At 53.1% G+C, this 15,207-nt stretch carries 15 protein-coding genes and 1 tRNA gene; 11 read left to right on the forward strand and 5 right to left on the reverse strand.

Features of this window, described 5'->3' with window-relative positions; all coding sequences use genetic code 11:
- Nucleotides 1-123: 123 nt before the first annotated feature.
- Nucleotides 124-197, forward strand: a tRNA-Arg gene (locus L3556_RS08125).
- A 37-nt stretch (nt 198-234) separates the two neighbouring features.
- Here the strand turns inward: L3556_RS08125 and accB are convergent.
- The 3 genes from accB to L3556_RS08140 all read right to left on the reverse strand — a co-directional run bounded on the left by accB (nt 235) and on the right by L3556_RS08140 (nt 2,717).
- On the reverse strand, nt 235-696 hold the full coding sequence (gene accB / locus L3556_RS08130; protein ID WP_277866784.1) for an acetyl-CoA carboxylase biotin carboxyl carrier protein: 462 nt from the start codon (nt 694-696) through the stop codon (nt 235-237).
- Between the two features lie 10 nt (nt 697-706).
- Nucleotides 707-1,264, reverse strand: coding sequence for an elongation factor P (gene efp / locus L3556_RS08135; protein WP_277866785.1), 558 nt, complete (start codon nt 1,262-1,264; stop codon nt 707-709).
- A gap of 91 nt (nt 1,265-1,355) precedes the next feature.
- Entirely contained in the window at nt 1,356-2,717 is a 1,362-nt protein-coding gene (locus L3556_RS08140) for a TldD/PmbA family protein (RefSeq protein WP_277866786.1), read from the reverse strand.
- A 96-nt stretch (nt 2,718-2,813) separates the two neighbouring features.
- Here L3556_RS08140 and tgt point away from each other — a divergent pair, with 96 nt between their 5' ends.
- The gene (gene tgt, locus L3556_RS08145; protein WP_277866787.1) at nt 2,814-3,956 is read left to right on the forward strand and encodes a tRNA guanosine(34) transglycosylase Tgt; all 1,143 of its coding nucleotides are present in this window, start codon (nt 2,814-2,816) and stop codon (nt 3,954-3,956) included.
- A gap of 21 nt (nt 3,957-3,977) precedes the next feature.
- The gene (gene recN / locus L3556_RS08150; RefSeq protein WP_277866788.1) at nt 3,978-5,681 is read left to right on the forward strand and encodes a DNA repair protein RecN; all 1,704 of its coding nucleotides are present in this window, start codon (nt 3,978-3,980) and stop codon (nt 5,679-5,681) included.
- Here recN and L3556_RS08155 read toward each other — a convergent pair.
- A complete protein-coding gene (locus tag L3556_RS08155) occupies nt 5,664-6,323 on the reverse strand; it encodes a HEAT repeat domain-containing protein (RefSeq protein ID WP_277866789.1) in 660 nt (219 codons plus the stop codon). The two genes, recN and L3556_RS08155, sit on opposite strands and share 18 nt — an antisense overlap.
- A gap of 209 nt (nt 6,324-6,532) precedes the next feature.
- Here L3556_RS08155 and L3556_RS08160 point away from each other — a divergent pair, with 209 nt between their 5' ends.
- The 4 genes from L3556_RS08160 to L3556_RS08175 all read left to right on the forward strand — a co-directional run bounded on the left by L3556_RS08160 (nt 6,533) and on the right by L3556_RS08175 (nt 11,145).
- Nucleotides 6,533-7,189, forward strand: a complete 657-nt coding sequence (locus L3556_RS08160; protein ID WP_422110756.1) for a MotA/TolQ/ExbB proton channel family protein — start codon at nt 6,533-6,535, stop codon at nt 7,187-7,189.
- Complete coding sequence (locus tag L3556_RS08165) at nt 7,186-7,746, forward strand: ExbD/TolR family protein (RefSeq protein WP_277866790.1); 561 nt, start codon at nt 7,186-7,188, stop codon at nt 7,744-7,746. The genes L3556_RS08160 and L3556_RS08165 overlap by 4 nt, the downstream gene beginning before the upstream one ends.
- A gap of 71 nt (nt 7,747-7,817) precedes the next feature.
- Nucleotides 7,818-8,327: a signal peptidase II gene (gene lspA, locus L3556_RS08170; RefSeq protein ID WP_277866791.1), complete on the forward strand. Its 510-nt coding sequence runs from the start codon at nt 7,818-7,820 to the stop codon at nt 8,325-8,327.
- Between the two features lie 58 nt (nt 8,328-8,385).
- The gene (locus L3556_RS08175) at nt 8,386-11,145 is read left to right on the forward strand and encodes a CBS domain-containing protein (RefSeq protein ID WP_277866792.1); all 2,760 of its coding nucleotides are present in this window, start codon (nt 8,386-8,388) and stop codon (nt 11,143-11,145) included.
- 20 nt (nt 11,146-11,165) lie between these two features.
- On the opposite strand, the gene L3556_RS08180 is transcribed toward L3556_RS08175, so the two are convergent.
- Nucleotides 11,166-12,131, reverse strand: coding sequence for a homocysteine S-methyltransferase family protein (locus L3556_RS08180; RefSeq protein ID WP_277866793.1), 966 nt, complete (start codon nt 12,129-12,131; stop codon nt 11,166-11,168).
- Between the two features lie 238 nt (nt 12,132-12,369).
- Between L3556_RS08180 and L3556_RS08185 the strand changes: the two genes are divergently transcribed.
- The 4 genes from L3556_RS08185 to L3556_RS08200 all read left to right on the forward strand — a co-directional run bounded on the left by L3556_RS08185 (nt 12,370) and on the right by L3556_RS08200 (nt 15,204).
- Complete coding sequence (locus L3556_RS08185) at nt 12,370-13,260, forward strand: S66 peptidase family protein (RefSeq protein WP_277866794.1); 891 nt, start codon at nt 12,370-12,372, stop codon at nt 13,258-13,260.
- A gap of 113 nt (nt 13,261-13,373) precedes the next feature.
- Complete coding sequence (gene map, locus L3556_RS08190; RefSeq protein ID WP_277866795.1) at nt 13,374-14,198, forward strand: type I methionyl aminopeptidase; 825 nt, start codon at nt 13,374-13,376, stop codon at nt 14,196-14,198.
- A 7-nt stretch (nt 14,199-14,205) separates the two neighbouring features.
- Entirely contained in the window at nt 14,206-14,754 is a 549-nt protein-coding gene (locus L3556_RS08195) for an NUDIX hydrolase (RefSeq protein WP_277866796.1), read from the forward strand.
- A 33-nt stretch (nt 14,755-14,787) separates the two neighbouring features.
- Nucleotides 14,788-15,204 (forward strand): hypothetical protein, encoded by a 417-nt coding sequence (locus L3556_RS08200; protein WP_277866797.1) that lies wholly within the window; start codon nt 14,788-14,790, stop codon nt 15,202-15,204.
- The last annotated feature ends 3 nt before the right edge of the window (nt 15,205-15,207 follow it).

Genomic DNA, 15,207 nt, shown 5'->3' on the forward strand with positions numbered 1-15,207 from the left:
AGTTAAACAGATTCCAGACCTAAAACGCAACTCCAGAAAACGGCATGATTGGGTATGCAAATTGGGCCTGGAATCCTAAATCGGTATACTAGAAGCTGATTATCATAAAAAGTCTATGAATTTGGGGCTGTAGCTCAGCAGGATAGAGCGAGTGCCTCCTAAGCACTAGGTCGTGCGTTCGAATCGCACCAGTCCCGTTCCCCTAGATCACGGTTGTTACCAGCTTATACCGGCTTAGGTGGGCAGAATCCGCAAAAGGGGCTGGCCATATTCAATGGGTTCACCGTTTTCCACCAGGATTTCCACCACCTGACCGTTGACTTCTGCCTCTATTTCATTCATGAGTTTCATGGCTTCGATGATGCAGACCACCTGTCCCTTGCGAACCGTATCCCCTATATCCACAAAGGCGGGTTCATCGGGAGCCGGAGCGCGGTAGAAGGTTCCCACCATGGGTGAGGGAATATCAATGGTTTTGCGACTGCTTTGGGGCGGGGGGGTGGGTTCAGGTTCTGGCGTAGGGCTAGGGGAGGGCATAACAGTAACCGTTGGTGAAAGACTACTGGCTGGGGGAGCAGAGGGCTGATCTTTCCGTAGAACCAACTCAAACTGACTACTTTTTAGATTTAACTCCGTGACATTTGTTTGATTAAACATCACTAGGAGTTCCCGTACTTGGTTCAGATCAAACTCCACGCTATTACTCCTATTCCCGTCCCAGGTATGAATCAGATCGGGTATCAATACGAATTTTTTCGCCAATGGAAATAAATAGTGGCACCATGACTTGGGCCCCGGTTTCCACGATCGCCGGTTTGGTTCCCCCGGTGGCGGTATCCCCCTTCACCCCGGGATCGGTTTGGATCACTTCTAGGCTGACGGAGTTGGGTAATTCCACTTCTAGTATCTGCTCACCCCAACGGATAATATTCACCTCCATCCCTTCTTTGAGGTACTTGGCGCGATCGCCAATCTGATCGGGGGTGAGTTGGGCTTCTTCGTAGCTTGCCATATCCATAAAGACGAAATCACTGCCATCTTTATAGGTATGCTGCATGGTGCGTTTTTCCAAATTGGCTTGGGGCACGGTTTCCCCCGCCCGGAAGGTTCGCTCCATGACATTGCCAGTCTGGACATTTTTCAGTTTTGTGCGGACAAAGGCTGATCCTTTCCCTGGTTTGACGTGGAGAAACTCAACAACGCGCCAGACCGAGCCATCTAATTCAATGCTGACCCCGGTGCGAAAATCGTTACTGGAAATCATGTCCTACCGTGCAGTTCACCAAGCTACCATTGTACCGCCGCAGGGAACGGGATTTATACTTTAGCCTGGGAATTTATGGGAGTCTGGAAATTTATGCGTCCCGATCGCCGGTAATGGCTAGGGGAGCGACCCAGACATGGGGGGCCATGCCATAGCGACTAAATTCTGCGGTGGGTTCTAAGTATTCAATGGTTTGCAATAGGGTGCGAATATCCCCGGCAACGGTGGCGGATTCAATACTAATTTTTTCACCGTTTCGGAGTAACCAACCATCGAAGGGTAGGGAGAAAGACCCTTGCAGAGCTTTGACCCCCGCATGGAGGGCATGGAGGTCATCAATCCAAACAATGCCATCCCCTCGGTGGCGATCGTAGGCCGGATCCGCTTCTGTTCCCGGTAAAAGATCATAGAAATGGGCACCCACGGTTACTTTCGCCCCCAGATTGGCATGGCCCGTGGGGGATGTGGCCATCCGTTTGGCGGTTCCGGCACTGTGGAGGAGTCCGGTTAAGACCCCCTTTTCAATGAGAGGAACGCGGCGGGTGGGGGTTCCTTCGCCATCAAACTGGGGCGCGCCTAAATTTTGGGGGTGGAGGGCATCGTCATAGAGATTGAGAAGGGGACTGGCGATCGCCTGGTGAAGAGAATCGAGATTAGACAAACTTTGGCGGTCTAGAATACTTTGGGCATTAAATAAATTAGAGAAGGCCGAGATCAAACTCAAAATCGCTTCTGGGGAAAACACCACCGGATAGGGTTTGGAAATAATGGGTTGATAGTCGAGGTGGCTGGCGGTTTTGCGGGCGGTTTCTTGGATGCAGCCCTCAATATCGAGGGTGTCAAGGCCATGGCTCAGGCGAAAGGCTCCAGCACTGCGGGGTTTACGACCCGCTTGATCGGTTTTGCTATAGAGATAAATCGTGGTAGAAGTGTCGGCTTGGTGACGATTGGCACCTTCACTATTGAGATAAAAATGCTCTACCTGGCGTTGACTTAACCCGTTATAGGGAACACTGGCGATCGCTGGATGGGACTCTAGTAAGGCCGTTTCCGCTCGAATCAGGGTTTCCAGGAGCAAATTAGCGGGGGCCAGGGTTGTTGGCACCGGTTCCAAGGGATGAAGGGGAGCCGTAGCCTCGGGACTAAAATCGGGGATATTCTCCTCCACACCAAATTGACTGGCATCCCGGGCCATGCCCAGGGCCAATTCTAGGCCCCGCTCATCCAGATCCGTGGTACTGGTCACGCCCATCTGGCCCCGTTCATTCCAGACCCGTACCGTGATACCCGATCGCTGGGAGGCTTTTACTTGTTTGGGTTCCCCCTGCTGCACCTGCACCGATACTTCATCAATTTTGGCCCCACCAAGATCATATTTTTTAATGCCGAGCCGTTGGGCCGTCATCTGGGCTAAGGCGGCGATCGTCTGAGTTGGTGAGACAAGAGTAACCATGGAAAACCTTTTTGACTATAGGTTCATGCTATACCTAGGAACCAAGTCGCAGCAACACTTAAAATGAAGCATGGTGATAGAGGCGGCTAACCCAAATTGTTTGAGTTTACCTGTCAAGCCCGTTGTGGCCAGGCTCGGGCGGGGACATTCCATACCCCCCATGGCATTGTGGAAACCCCTCGGTTTATGCCCGTAGGCACCCTGGCCAATGTGAAAACGGTGACACCGGCCCAATTGGCGGACACTGGGGCGCAAATGATCCTAGCCAATACCTACCATCTCCATCTCCAACCCGGAGAAGAGATTGTGGCGGCGGCGGGGGGGTTGCACGCCTTTATGGGCTGGGCCGGGCCGATTCTCACGGATTCGGGAGGGTTTCAGGTTTTTAGCTTGAGCCAGATGCGGGAAATCTCCGATGAGGGGGTGTGCTTCCGTTCCCCTCGGGATGGCCAAAAAATTAATCTCACCCCGGAGCGGGCGATCGCCATCCAGGGCCAGCTGGGGGCTGATGTGATCATGGCCTTTGATGAATGCCCCCCCTATCCAGCTTCACGGGAACAGGTGAGCCGGGCAACAAAACGAACCTTACAATGGTTGGATCGCTGTATCCAGGCCCAAACCCGACCGGATCAGGCCCTCTTTGGCATTGTCCAGGGGGGCGTTTATCCTGATTTACGTCAAGCCTGTGCTGAAGCAATGGTTCCCTTGGATTTACCGGGGTATGCCATTGGTGGTGTCAGTGTGGGGGAGCCGCCGGAATTGATCCCGGAGATTGTCCGCATTACCGCCCCAATTTTGCCGGAAACTAAACCTCGTTATCTCATGGGCGTGGGGACATTTCCAGAAATGCTAGAGGCGATCGCCGCCGGAATTGATCTCTTTGACTGTGTGATTCCCACCCGCCTGGGCCGTCATGGATGTGCCATGGTGCAGGGGGAGCGATGGAACCTAAAAAATGCCCGCTTCAAAACCGATCCGGCTCCCCTGGATGCCACCTGTTCCTGTTATACCTGTCGCACCTTTAGCCGCGCCTACTTAAGTCATTTGGTGCGTTCCCAGGAACTCTTAGCCTATACGCTTCTATCCATACACAATATTACGGAATTGGTAGGTTTTAGCCAACGGGCCCGCGCCGCCATTCTGAATCAAACCTTTGCGGAGTTCAAGGCAGACTGTTTAGCCCACTGGCCACCACGGAAAAGTGATCTATCGATCACAGCCGAATCAATTACAGTCTAAGGGTACCCCCTTCCTAAATCTATGCTCCATTCATTACGAATCGAGAATTTTGCCCTCATTGATCACCTTGAGGTGACCCTTACCCCAGGGTTGACGGTACTGACGGGGGAAACTGGAGCCGGAAAATCCATTATCCTAGATGCCCTAGATGCGGTCTTGGGGGGAAAGGTAACGGGGCGGATCCTGCGGACGGGTTCACAGCGGGGGTTGATTGAGGCGGCCTTTGATCTAAGTCCTAGTCTCCGGGATTGGTTAACGGAGATGGAGATCGATGCCCTAGGGGAAGGGGAACTGGTCTGCACCAAGGAGTTTTCCCTATCCGGCGAACATTTTCGCAGTCGCTCCCGCATTAATGGAGTGATCGTCAATCGTCAACAGTTGGAAAGCCTGCGCGATCGCCTTGTGGCCATTACCGCCCAGGGTCAAGCGGTGCAACTTGCCGCCCCTAACCAACAACGCCAATGGTTAGATGATTTTGGTGGCGATACCCTTTTGCAGGAACGGGAAGCAGTTCTAAGCTGTTATCGAGCCTGGCAAGGTATAAAGCGGGCCCTAGAGGAACAGCGGCAGGGAGAGCAGCAGCGTTTACAACAACTGGATTTACTAAAATTTCAATGGCAGGAATTAGAGGAAGCCCAGATCCTTGACCCCCAGGAGTTGGAACAGTTAGAACACCAATACCAACGCCTTAACCACGTTAGTCAACTCCAGCACCAGGGCCGCATCGCCTACCAAGCTCTCTACGAAGGAAATGATCATTTTGCAGCGGCCGATGTTTTGGCCCAGGCCCAAGTTGCCCTGGGGGAAATGCGGGCGGTGGATCCAGAATTATCGGGGGTGGTGGATTTAATTGAGGGGGCGATCGCCCAGGTAGAGGAAGCGGCCCGGCAAATCCGCACCTATACCGATACCCTAGAGGCGGATCCGGATCAACTGGACATGGTTGCCAATCGCATTGCCCAGCTCAATCGTCTCTGTCGCAAGTATGGCCCCACCCTTCAGGAGGTGATCCACCACCGCGATCGCATTGCAGTGGAGTTAGAACGCCATAGCCAAGGCCACCAATCCCAAGGGGAATTGGAGGAACGCTATCGCCAAACCGAACAGGAACTGATCCAGGCCTGCGATCGCCTCCACCAGGCACGGGTAGCGACGGGCCAAATCCTAGAAACCCAACTCATTAAGCAACTCAAACCCTTAGGGATGGCCAACGTTCAATTTCAGGTACAGTTCCAGCCCATTCCGCCGAGTTCCTGGGGTAGTGATCAGGTGACATTTTTATTTAGCCCGAACCCTGGCCAGCCCCCCCAACCCCTGGGAGCCATTGCCTCTGGCGGAGAAATGAGTCGGTTTCTACTGGCCCTACAGGCCTGTTTTTCGGCGGTGACAGCACCCAAAACCCTGATTTTTGATGAAATCGATGCGGGCGTATCGGGCCGCGTTGCCCAGGCGATCGCCGAGAAACTCCACCACCTAAGCCAATACCATCAAGTTCTTTGTGTTACCCATCAATCCCTGGTGGCAGCCATGGCCGATCACCATTTGCGCGTTGAAAAGATGATTTCCGAGCAGGAATCCAGTACCCTTGTTCGCATCCATAGCCTCAGTGACGCCGATCGCCCCAGCGAACTAGCCCAGCTTGCCGGAGGAGGAAAAGATCAACCGGCCCTAAATTTTGCCACGGCACTCTTGGAACAGGCCGCTAACCTACGCCAACCGCTCTAGGGAAAGTTGGGCCGCCTCTGCCACCTGGCTATTCTCATCCTTAGCTAAGTATTTGAGGGCCGATATGCCCTTAGCATGGGGTAAATTCCCTAGGGCCTCCGCCAAACGTTGACGGATGAGCCAGTCATCGGATTGGACAAACCTCAATAGGTGATCCACCACCGCCGGATTACCAATTTCCCCTAGAGCGGCGATCGCCCCCTGGAGCATCAGTACTTGATCACTTTCCAGGGCCGATAGGAGTGCATCACAGCCCCGAGGATCCTTCAGATTCCCTAGGGACACCGCCGCTGAAAAACGCACCAACCAATCCGTATCCTCATAAAACGCACGAATCAGGGGTTCAAAGGCCCGTTCATCCTCCAAATAGCCCAGGGCCCCCGCCGCATCGGCGCGAATGCCGTAGTCCGGTTCCGTTTCTAAAAGCTGCACCAAAAGACCAAAACACTCCGCAGTGGGTTTCACGCCCAGGGCAAAGACCGCCATGGAGCGAATTTGCAGATTTTCATCCCAGAGCACTTTTTTAATCAGGGGAACGGCATCATCTGCTGGAATATCTCGCAATGCCGCCAAGGCTAAGAGGCGATCGCGGGAACTGGAGCTTTCTAGCTGATCGGCAAGCTGTGCTAAGGAAGTAGTCATGGCAGTATTTTTTACAAAAGTTAACATATATTCTCATTATAGAGACTTGATAACGACTATTCCACTCTCCGACCGATCCAAGAACGGCGAAGATGGCCGCCACTACAACCAAGACCCTGATGGGAATTTTAGAATTAACGTAGACTGGCCCTAAGTCCAGAGATTTTTGCTAATCTAACCTGGATAGAGCCATTTTGGGGATGTGAGAAGTGAATATTGCAGAGGCATTTACCCGTGGTGGGCTGGCAATGTGGCCCCTGCTGGTGTTGTCAATTTTAACCCTAGGAACTATTTTTGAACGGGTGTGGTTTTGGACCCTAGTCCTACGGGGAGAAACCAAGTTGGCCGAGCAAATTTTATCCGCTGCCCAACGGAACTGGCAGGAAGCCACCGATCTGGCGGCCCAAGCCTGTGATCAACCCATGGGACGATTTCTCTATACTCCACTGCAATTAGTGGATATGGAGCCGGAGATTTTTCGTTTAGCCCTAGAAGCGGCCGCCGATGAAGAACTTAGTGCCATGCGCCGTGGCGAAAAGGTACTAGAGGCAACCATCACCATGGCCCCACTACTGGGACTCCTCGGAACCGTGCTGGGCTTAATTAGTGCCCTGAGTTCGATCCGCTTGGGGGATATTGGAACACCGGCCACCCTAGGGGTGGGTCTAGGGATTAGTGAGGCCCTGATTAGTACAGCGGCGGGGTTAATTGTGGCCATTATTAGTTTGGCCTTTCAGCGACTCTTTCAAGCCTTACTCATGCAACAGGCCCAGATTTTCCGGCGCACAGGTAATGAATTAGAACTGGCCTATCGACAATTTTGGCTTCAGCAACAGTCCTCTGAAACCGAGCGTTCTTTCCTATGAAAATTAATCTCCGCAATGACACCGATGATGTCCGCATTGAGATTTTGCCCCTCATTGATGTGGTCTTTTGTATCCTCACCTTTTTTATTTTGGCGGCCGTCAGTTTGACCCGACAGCAGGCAATTACCCTCAATTTGCCAGAGGCAAGTACGGGCCAAGCCCAATCGCGGCAGATGCTTGTGGTGAGCATTGATCCCGTGGGTCAAATTTATGTGGATCAGGATCCGGTAAATCGCAGTGAACTTTACGAAGAACTATTGACCTATCTCCGCCTTAATCCAGAGGGCATGGTGGTGCTGCGGGCCTCCCAGGTTGTTAGTTACAATGATGTTATTCAGGTTCTTGATCTGTTGCGATCTGTGGGGGGAAACCGCGTTGCCTTGGCGACCCAGCCCCTTGAACAGCCCGCCATGGGTGTAGATCCAATGCCCCCCATTGATAATTTTGATGATTTTCCGGCTATAGAAGACGTGCCCCTGACTCCCGATGGTTTAGATAGTCCCGATCGCCCAGCGGGGGAACTGGAGACATTTCCGGAGGAACCCGCCAGTGATTAATCGAGCCGTGATTAATCGAGGGGGTGACTCTGCCCCTGTGCTACGGCAATATCCCTGGATAGCGGCAGGATATGGAGCGACCTAAGGGGTTCAAACTGAAAAATCCTGGCTTTTGGTGGGCTGCGGTGGTCTCAATCCTGGGCGATCGCCTAACCAAACTATGGATTGTCCAAACCTATAGCCTGACCTATCCGCCAGAAACAACGCCCCTGTGGCCCAATGTCTTTCATATTACCTATGTGACCAATACCGGCGCGGCGTTTAGTCTATTTGCCAATGGTGGGGGCGGCTGGTTACGCTGGCTCTCCCTGGCCGTCAGTTTGCTGTTAATTGCCTTTGCGGTCTTTGGCCCCCGCCTGGATCGTTGGGAACAACTGGGCTATGGCCTGTTATTGGGGGGAGCCTTAGGTAATGGCATCGATCGCCTCCTGAAGGGAGAGGTGGTGGATTTTTTAGATTTCCGCTTAATTCGCTTCCCGATCTTTAATGTGGCAGATATTGCCATCAATCTGGGCATTGCCTGTTTACTGTATGCCGCTTGGCGACAGCATCAAAGGGATAGTGCAGATACCCAAGGATAGGACGCAGGGTGGGGGCACAGAAATAATACTGTAAAAATAAAAAGCAAATAAAAAATACATGGACATCGTTCTTTGCCATACAACCGCTGATTTCGACACCCTGGGGGCGGCGGTGGGTTTAAGCTGTCTCTATCCAGGCACAAAAATTGTTTTGACCGGGGGATCCCATCCCAAGGTGGGGGAGTTCCTGGCCTTTCACCGGGACGAGTATGCCCTAATTGAGGCGCGATCAGTGACGGCGGAGACCCTGCGGCGCATTTGGATTGTGGATACCCAGTCCCGCAAACTATTGGGGGCAGCGGTCCCATGGCTGGATCAGCCCCAGGTGGAAGTTTATATCTATGACCATCATCTGGATAGCCCTGGGGATATTGTTGCCCAGGAACGATGGCTGGAGCCAGTGGGCGCAACCTGCACCATCATTGTGGAGCGGCTGCAAGCCGAAAAGGTCTCCCTAAGGGCAACGGAGGCAACGGTTTTAGCCCTAGGGATCCACGGTGATACGGGATCGCTGACCTTTGAGCAAACAACGGCCCGGGACGCGGCGGCCTTGGCCTGGTTACTGGAACAGGGGGCCCACCAACGGGCGATCGCCGACTTTTGCGATCCTGGTTTAAGCGAGGATCTGCAACCCCTCTTGAGCCAAGCCTGGGATCATCTGCACCAAGAAACTCACCAAGGTCATTGTTTAGGACGGGTGCTACTGACCACGCCGGAGTATGTTCCTGGGTTATCCCGCTTAATTACCCATTTGGCGGATCTCAGTGAATGCAATGCCTTGATTCTGGGTCACTATTACCGGGCCAATGCCACGGGAGGGCACTTAAGTTTGATTGGCCGAAGTCGAGTCCCTGGCGTGAATTTGGCCACCATAATGCAATCCCTAGGGGGAGGGGGCCATGCCCAAGCAGCGGCCGTCACCCTGACAACATCGGAACCCGAACGGGTGTTAGAGAAGATCTACCAGCAACTTCTTGAGCAAATTCCCCAGCCCGCCACAGCCCAAGAGTTAATGTCATCCCCGGTACGAACCGTACTACCCGATACAACGGTGGAGCAGGCCCATCGGGTTTTATTGCGCTATGGCCATTCCGGCCTATCGGTGGTGGATCGTCAGGGTCAGTTGGTAGGAATCATTTCCCGCCGGGATTTGGATATTGCCCTGCACCATGGGTTTGATCATGCTCCGGTCAAAGGCTATATGAAGTCTCCTGTACGCACGATTGGAACCACAACCACCCTGCCCCAGATTCAGGCCTTGATGGTCACCTACGACATTGGACGGCTACCCGTGATCAATGCTCAGGGACACCTCCAGGGAATTGTCACCCGTACCGATGTGTTGCGGCAACTCTATCACCATCAACCGGATTCCCAAAGGACAACGGCTCCCCATCGGCAATTTCTCTTTCAACCGCTGCAAGATCTGCTGCCACCCCCCCTACGCCACGTTTTGGAACAGGCCGCGATCGCCTGTAGTCAACGGGGCTGGCAACTTTACTTGGTGGGGGGAGCGGTGCGGGACTTACTCTTGCTCCTGCATCAGCGTAAATCAATGGATGATCTGGCAATGGATGATCTGGGGGAATGCTACAGCCGCATCACCCGTGAATTCGATCTCGTGGTGGATGGCATTCAGCAAGGAGTACAGGAGGGGGCCGGGGTGCAGTTAGCAAGGGAACTCCATGGCTATTACCCCAAGGCCGAAGTCCAGATCTATGGTCAATTCCAAACCGCGGCCCTCCATTGGCCCCACCATTCCCCCCTTGGCGATTTTGCCATCGATATTGCCACGGCCCGCAGTGAATTTTATCCCTATCCGGCGGCCCACCCGGAAGTGGCGGCCAGTTCCATTCGCCAAGACCTCTATCGCCGCGATTTTACGATTAATGCCCTGGCCATTCGCTTGACCCAACCCCACAGTGGTGAACTTCTCGATTTTTTTGGTGGCTGGCAGGACTTGCAAAGCCAGACGATTCGGGTCTTGCATCCCAATAGTTTTATTGAGGATCCCACCCGTATTTTTCGCGCCGTCCGCTTTGCCGTGCGTCTAAACTTTCTCCTGGATGCCCAAACCCAGGAGTATATTGGCCATGCCCTGACCAGTGGCATTTTTGAGCGGAGTCAACGCCGCAGCCAGAAATTGCCTTCCCTGCAAAGTCGGCTACGCAACGAATGTCGTTACCTGTTGCAATTGCCCTTGGGGGAAGAGGACACCTTTCCGGGGGAAACGGCCCTAGGTCAATTAAATGATTTGGGCGCGTTGCAATGTCTCCATCGGGATCTACCCTTTAGCCAACAGACCCGTCAGAGTCTTGCCCTAGCCTGGGAATGGTGGCAAGCCTACGGGGAACCTACGACGATCCAAGGGATAGGGGATTGGGAACTTTTACTGATGGTTTTGTTAGCTCCCCTAGGGGATGCGGTGATGGTGGCAGAGCAGCTACATTTGGCAGAACCCCTGCACCATCGCTTAGCCATCTGGCGATCGCGGGCGGAGGAATTCCAGGCACTTCTGGCAACTGAGCCTAAAATCAGCACCTTAACCTGTTGGTTAGATGGGTTGGATATTCCCCTGATTATTTTGATTGCCAGTCAAACCCCAACCCCAGTGGGCGATCGCCTCAAACAGTATTTAGGGCAATGGCGAGAGCAAAAGTCGCCCCTAAATGGGGATGATTTGCAGGCCTTGGGATATCAGCGGGGGCCGCAATTTCGGGAGATGTTACAGGCATTGCGCTGGGCTGCCCTCGATGGCATTGTCGGCGATCGCGACGGGGCCAAAGCTTTTTTGGCTGCTCACTATCCCCAGAATTAACCAGAATTAATTAATAACGACTAAGCTGTTAGCGTATTGGTAAACAAGGGGGCGCACTCCTTAGCAATTTGGGCAATATGGCGATGATCCGTGCCGCAACAGCCCCCCATAATATTCAACTGCTGAAGTTGTTGCTTAATGGCAATGTAATACTGTCCCAATTCTGTGGGATTGCCGCTATCGAGTTCTGTAGAGTCATTGAGTTCCTGATGGCTTTTGCGGGAGGAATTCGCCCGTACCCCTCGAATCCGGCCTAACTCCGGTTCCCCGCCCATTAAACTTTTTTCAAAGTGGGTCGGATGGGCACAATTAATCATAAAGTAACTGGCGTATTCGGCAGTGGCAGCATCCACTTGTTGAACCGCCGAAGGTAAGGATTGGCCATTGGGCAGATGACCATCGGTTTCCAGGGTGAAGGAAATGGAGATGGGAATTTGCGCCCTTTGGGCCGCCCGGACAATCCCGATCGCTTCCTCTGGATAATTGATCGTGAAGGCGCAGACCATATCGGCGGCAGTACCGGCAACGGTATGAATTTGGGGCCAATGGTAGGCTTCCGCTTCCGTGGCATCCATCGTACTTTCAATGGCGTAACCATCACCACGGGGGCCAATACACCCACTGAGGACAATTTGAGTGTGGTCACTTTCGTACTCATGACGGAGGGTTTCAATATGGGCGATCGCCGCGCAGTTAATCTCTGCTAGGGCTTCGCTGTCGTACCCCAAACGGCTCCCCCAGTCAGAATTGGCTCGCCAAGTCACACTATCCAGAATAAAATTAGCTTGAACCTGCTGGGCAATCTCTAGATATTTCCGGTAGTAACCATTAAGCATCTCCCGGCCAACCGCCGTCCTCAAAAGGGGAAACGAGGCAAATTCTGGCAAGTCAACTCCGTGGTGAAAGATCAATGTTGTTTCTAATCCCCCATCCATCAAAAAAAAGTCTTGCCCTAATTGGGGTAACTGATGGCGATATTTGGACATTATGAATACAATCCTCCTAGGGCTGAGCGATGAACGTTCCCATGTCTGTTTGCCATAGCAATATCGACATTAATATTATGTCAATAATGTATAAAATCAATAATATAGCAACCAATGGTTTGGTTGAGACGGGGTGCAGGGGTGGAACCCCTGGCTGGCGGCGAAGCCCCCACACCCCCCTTATGCAAAATGTCTTAAGGAAACAGGCGACAGCCATATATAAAAAGATTAACAAACCATGATTCAGCCCCAACTTCCAGCCCCTCTCCAGCCCGGCGATCGCCTTGGGGTGGTCTTCCCCAGTGGTCGATTAAGGGATAGGGAGCCATTCTTGGCCGGACTCCAATGCTGGCGGGATCACGGCTATAAAATTGCTGCGGATGATACCTGGCATCGGGGCTGGGGTTATTTGGCCGGTTCCGATGGAGATCGCCGTCAGGCCCTCTTAGATGCCTTGACCAACTCAGAGATTAAGGGCATTCTCTGTGGTCGGGGCGGATTTGGGGCAACCCGATTATTAGAGGACTGGGCCTGGCCGGCCCTAGCAGGCAAGTGGCTCATTGGCTTCTCAGATATTACCGCTCTCCTGTGGAGTTACGTTCAAGAAGGAGTGGCCGGAGTCCATGGCCCCGTTCTGACGACCCTAGCCGCCGAACCCCCATGGAGCCGAGATCGTCTCTTCCATCTGGTACAGGGCAAGTCCCTAGACCCCCTAGATGGCCAAGGTTGGGGAGGCGGAATCGTCACGGGGCAGCTCTTGCCAGGTAATCTTGCCGTGGCCACCCACCTGATCCATACCCGCCACTGCCCGGATCTAACTGGGGCAATTTTAGCCTTTGAAGATGTGGGGGAAGCCCCCTATCGCCTGGACCGAATGTTAACCCAATGGCGGCAAACGGGATTATTAAGCCAAGTGGCAGGTATTGCCCTCGGTCGTTTTAGCCGTTGCCAAGTGGAACCCTCCGTTCCCAGCTTTACCGCTGAAGAAGTCCTCGGCGATCGCCTAGCGGATTTAGGCCTGCCCATTGTCAGTGGCTTACCCTTTGGCCATGAGGGGGTGAATGCTGCATTGCCTGTCGGGATCATGGCAACCCTAGACGGCGATCGCGGGCAGTTGATCTTTGGTTGAGGCAAGCTGCTCTCCAGGAAAGGAAACATCGAGAACTCGGCGACAGGACTCTTGACAGGTTAAGCTGAAGATGGTTTTCAACCCACCGTTAGTTTCTAAGAATCATAATCTTCATGAATATCCTGGCTAATCTCTTAACCTCCGACACAACTCCGGTGCAAACTCGTCCTCGCCGTGGGATTGAAATTAAGTCTCGCCGTGAAATTGAGGTCATGCGCCAAGCTTCTAAGATCGTGGCCACCGTACTGAAGGAAATTTCCGAGATCACCAAGCCAGGCATGAGTACCGCAGATTTAGATGCCCATGCGGAGCGGCGAATCCGGGAAATGGGAGCCACTCCCAGTTTTAAGGGGTACCATGGGTTTCCGGCATCGATCTGTGCCTCCGTCAATAATGAAGTCGTCCATGGGATTCCCAACCCCCGCAAAATCATTCGTAATGGCGATGTGGTCAAAGTGGATACCGGTGCCTATTTCAATGGGTTCCATGGGGATTCCTGCATCACGATCGCCGTCGGCCCCATTAGTGAAGAAGCGGCCAAGCTAGTGCGGGTAGCCGAAGAGGCCCTTTATTGTGGCATTAAGCAGGTCAAGGAGGGTAATTATTTAATGGACTTGGCCGGTGCCATTCAAGATTGCGTCGAGTCCAATGGATTTGTGATTGTGGAAGACTTTACCGGCCATGGGGTCGGCCGCAATTTGCACGAAGAACCCTCGGTGTTTAATTTTCGTACCCGTGACCTCAAAAATGTGCGGCTGCGGGCGGGAATGACCCTGGCCATTGAACCGATTGTGAATGCCGGCTCGAAGCAGGTTCGCATTTTATCCGATCGCTGGACCGCCGTTACGGTAGATAATGCCCTCTCGGCCCAGTTTGAACATACGGTGTTAGTCACTAAAACAGGCTACGAAATTTTGACCGATCGCCAAGGACTCTAGGCCAACTATGCTAGGTGAGAAAACACCCCCAGAGATATTGCAGTCCGAGGTCTTTTGTCGGAGTCGTAAATTTAGCTTTGACATTAATCGCTATCGCTTGCCCCACGGCGCGATCGCCCAGATGGGGTGCATTCGTCATCCAGGGGGGGCCTTAGCCGTTCCGGTCACGCAGGACGGGCAGTTGATTTTAGTGCGCCAATATCGTTTTGCTGCGGAACAAGCCCTCCTCGAATTTCCAGCGGGAACCGTCGAAGTCCATGAACCACCGGAAGCAACCATCCGGCGAGAACTGGAGGAAGAAGCGGGCTATCGGGGCCACCAATGGCGATCGCTGGGGGAATTTTATGTCGCCCCGGGCTACTCCGATGAAATTATTTATGCTTTTTTAGCAACGGCTCTGGAAAAGCTAGACAATCCGCCTCCCCAAGACGACGATGAAGATATTCAAGCGGTACTGATGACACCAACGGCATTAGAAAACGCGATTTTACAAGGCCAGGTGGTAGATGCCAAAACCATTTCTAGTTTTTTCCTAGCCCGCCCCTTTCTTACGTAGACCTTCTAAAGAACGCCTAGGGGAACTTTACCGATGTCTGAGCAGCCCACCCTCTACGACCAATTACCAGCGGAAATCCTGAGCCAACTGCGCCTCTACCAAGAACGGCATCACCTGGAAAATTTAGATGCAGCCGTCGTGCATATTCTCCAAGACTATTTGACTTCAACGGTTCCCTTAATGGAGCAGTACGAAGATGTGGAGCGTCGCCTCAATGCCCTAGGTCGGGAAGTGGTGCAACTGCGTCAGCAAATGCCCCAAAACTACGATCGCCTGCGGGAACAATTAGCCGCGGTGCGGTTAAGCCATTCTGGATTACTCCACAATCTCCGCGATCGCATTGCCATTGTTGAGCAACACTTACAAATAAACGACGATAATGAAGATACTAGTGGTCAACCCATGGGCGATCGAGGGATGTCCGACCCATCCCCTAGCCCCAATCCCTGAGTG

Origin of the sequence: Candidatus Synechococcus calcipolaris G9, from assembly GCF_029582805.1 — a bacterium.
In the GTDB taxonomy this organism is placed as follows: domain Bacteria; phylum Cyanobacteriota; class Cyanobacteriia; order Thermosynechococcales; family Thermosynechococcaceae; genus Synechococcus_F; species Synechococcus_F calcipolaris.

Bases quoted from the DNA above. Each gene is read 5' to 3' on its own strand.
- L3556_RS08175 (WP_277866792.1), top strand. From the start codon at position 8,386: ATGGACATCGTTCTTTGCCATACAACCGCTGATTTCGACACCCTGGGG.
- L3556_RS08180 (WP_277866793.1), bottom strand. From the start codon at position 12,131: ATGTCCAAATATCGCCATCAGTTACCCCAATTAGGGCAAGACTTTTTT.
- lspA (WP_277866791.1), top strand. From the start codon at position 7,818: ATGGAGCGACCTAAGGGGTTCAAACTGAAAAATCCTGGCTTTTGGTGG.
- L3556_RS08165 (WP_277866790.1), top strand. From the start codon at position 7,186: ATGAAAATTAATCTCCGCAATGACACCGATGATGTCCGCATTGAGATT.
- L3556_RS08200 (WP_277866797.1), top strand. From the start codon at position 14,788: ATGTCTGAGCAGCCCACCCTCTACGACCAATTACCAGCGGAAATCCTG.
- L3556_RS08185 (WP_277866794.1), top strand. From the start codon at position 12,370: ATGATTCAGCCCCAACTTCCAGCCCCTCTCCAGCCCGGCGATCGCCTT.
- recN (WP_277866788.1), top strand. From the start codon at position 3,978: ATGCTCCATTCATTACGAATCGAGAATTTTGCCCTCATTGATCACCTT.
- efp (WP_277866785.1), bottom strand. From the start codon at position 1,264: ATGATTTCCAGTAACGATTTTCGCACCGGGGTCAGCATTGAATTAGAT.
- L3556_RS08155 (WP_277866789.1), bottom strand. From the start codon at position 6,323: ATGACTACTTCCTTAGCACAGCTTGCCGATCAGCTAGAAAGCTCCAGT.
- L3556_RS08195 (WP_277866796.1), top strand. From the start codon at position 14,206: ATGCTAGGTGAGAAAACACCCCCAGAGATATTGCAGTCCGAGGTCTTT.
- L3556_RS08140 (WP_277866786.1), bottom strand. From the start codon at position 2,717: ATGGTTACTCTTGTCTCACCAACTCAGACGATCGCCGCCTTAGCCCAG.
- map (WP_277866795.1), top strand. From the start codon at position 13,374: ATGAATATCCTGGCTAATCTCTTAACCTCCGACACAACTCCGGTGCAA.